Origin of the sequence: Mycobacterium sp. E3247, from assembly GCF_001667785.1 — a bacterium.
Taxonomy (GTDB): domain Bacteria; phylum Actinomycetota; class Actinomycetes; order Mycobacteriales; family Mycobacteriaceae; genus Mycobacterium.
On sequence record NZ_LZJG01000247.1, the window covers coordinates 1 to 2,308 of the forward strand.

At 63.1% G+C, this 2,308-nt stretch carries 1 protein-coding gene and 3 pseudogenes; 3 read left to right on the forward strand and 1 reads right to left on the reverse strand.

Annotated features, from left to right (window positions below; all coding sequences use genetic code 11):
• Window positions 1-6 precede the first annotated feature (6 nt).
• From A9X04_RS30400 to A9X04_RS13190, 3 genes and pseudogenes are all read left to right on the forward strand, one after another.
• Window positions 7-111, forward strand: a pseudogene (locus A9X04_RS30400) (ABC transporter permease); the annotation flags it as partial.
• Complete coding sequence (locus tag A9X04_RS13185; RefSeq protein WP_082962301.1) at window positions 108-959, forward strand: ABC transporter permease; 852 nt, start codon at window positions 108-110, stop codon at window positions 957-959. The pseudogene A9X04_RS30400 and the gene A9X04_RS13185, both read left to right, overlap by 4 nt.
• Window positions 960-1,053: 94 nt before the next feature.
• Window positions 1,054-1,932: pseudogene (locus A9X04_RS13190) on the forward strand (MCE family protein); the annotation flags it as partial.
• A gap of 17 nt (window positions 1,933-1,949) precedes the next feature.
• Here the strand turns inward: A9X04_RS13190 and A9X04_RS29705 are convergent.
• Window positions 1,950-2,308, reverse strand: a pseudogene (locus tag A9X04_RS29705) (hypothetical protein); the annotation flags it as partial.

The following is a 2,308-nucleotide window of genomic DNA, read 5'->3' on the forward strand; positions in this document are numbered from 1 at the left end:
TAGACCGGGGTGGGCAACGCGGTGAACGAAACCGTGGTCTACACGTTTATGGCGCTGTTTGCCATCGACGTGATCGCCACCGCCGTGGGGGTCAAGGTGAGCGCCAAGTGACCGCGGCCGCGCCCAGCACTCTGTGGGGACGGGCCACGGGTCGCGGGAAGAACTTGGCCGCGGAATGGAATCGAGTCGGCCGCCAAGTGCAGTTCTACGCAGCCACGTTGCGTTCGATCGGCGATGTCGTTGTCACCTACAAGACCGAGTTGTTTCGACTGATCGCACAGATGGCCTTGGGTACCGGGGCTCTGCTGCTCATCGGAGGGACCGTCGTCATCGTGGCATTCCTGACGATGTCGGCCGGTGCCCTGGTCGCGGTTCAGGGCTACAACGCGTTGGCCAACGTCGGTGTCGATGCGCTGGTGGGATTCGTCTCCGCGTTCGTCAACGTTCGGCTCGCCGCCCCGCTGATCTCCACCGTGGGCTTGGCAGCAACCATCGGTGCAGGGGCGACCGCCCAGTTGGGCGCCATGCGCATCAACGAAGAGATCGACGCGCTGGAAGTCATGGGTGTGCGGTCGATCGCCTACCTCGCATCGTCGCGGGTGCTAGCGGGCGTGATAGTCGTGGTGCCCCTCTACTGCATCGCCCTGATCGCGTCGTTTGTGGCGTCGGAAGTTGTGGTTGCAATGTACGGTCAGTCGTCGGGCGTCTACAACCACTATTTCCATACGTTTCTCAATCCCGTCGACATGCTGTGGTCGGTGGGATTGGTGATTCTGTCCGGTGTGGTGGTGATGTTGGTCCACACCTACTACGGCTACACCGCGTCGGGCGGGCCGGCCGGCGTCGGTGAAGCCGTCGGTCGCGCTGTCCGGGCTTCGCTCGTCGTCGCGGTGTTCGTCATCCTGTTCGCTTCGTTGGCCATCTACGGCCACACAGGCAACTTTCATCTCGCGGAGTGATGGCATGGAACGCAAACGCAGAGAGAGTCGATTGCGCCCGGCATGGTGGACGGCGTTGCTCGTCGTCGGAATCGTCGTGACCGTCGTGATGTGCATGGAGCTCTTCAATCGATCGTTCAATTCGTATGTCCCCGTGACTCTTACGTCCGACCGGGCCGGTCTGATGATGGAGAGCGGCGGCAAGGTGAAGCTGCGCGGGGTCGACGTGGGGCAGGTGGCGGCTGTCACCGGTGGCGGTCAGGACGTGAGGCTCAAGCTGGACATCGACTCCGACCAGGTGAGGTACATCCCCGCTAACGTGGAGGCCAAGATCAAGGCCACCAGTGCGTTTGGCAACAAATACGTCGAGCTGATCTATCCCGATCACCCCAGCGCCGCCAGGGTCTCGGCCGGTGAGGTGCTGCATTCTCGCAACGTGGCCACCGAGGTCAACACGGTATTCCAGAACCTGGTCAACCTGCTGCACTCGGTCGATGCGTCGAAACTGAATGCGGTGCTGACCACACTGGCTGAGGGACTGCGCGGTCAGGGCGACCGGATCGGCGAGGCGATCACTGATGCCAATCAGGTTCTCCTGGCGGTCAACCCGCGCAGCGAGACGATCCGGCGTGATTGGCGGGCGGTGGGGGCTGTCAGCGACACCTTCAGCGCCGCAGCGCAAGACATTCTGCGAACCCTCGATGCGGCAAGCACCACCAGCACGACGCTGACAGACGAATCGAAGTCGCTGGAAGCCTTGCTGCTCAATGCCATTGGATTGGCGCGCACGGGCATTAACACCCTCGGCCCGAACGAGGATAACCTCATCAACGCGGTCAACCTGCTCAATCCCACTACCAGCCTGCTGCTGAAGTACAACCCCGAGTACACCTGCTTGATGGTCGGGACCAAGCATTTCCTGGACACCTTCGGCTATTACGCCGCCGGTGGTGGGAACGGGTACAGCCTGATCACCGATTCCGGGATCATGTTCGGCGAGGACCCCTACGCCTATCCAGACAATCTGCCCATCGTTGCAGCCAAGGGTGGGCCACCCGGAGGCGGCGGCAGCGGTAATGGCCCCGGCGCGGGGACGGCCAGACCCGGTGACGGCGGTCCGACACAGCGCAAGCTCGGCGGTTGGGGCGTGGCCCTGGTCACCTGGAAATACTGCGCGTAGCACGGGTGGCCCAAACCGATGTTGGGTCGGATATCCATGCCGGTCCCCCATCCGGTGTTGGTGACCACATAGCGGGCCGGGTAGTTCTTGGCCGGATCCGGTAATGCCCCACAGCCGGGTTTCCCGCCCGGCCCGACGCCGACCTTGACGATGGCCGCCCCGTCAACTGCGAGGTGACCGGCTTGGTGAG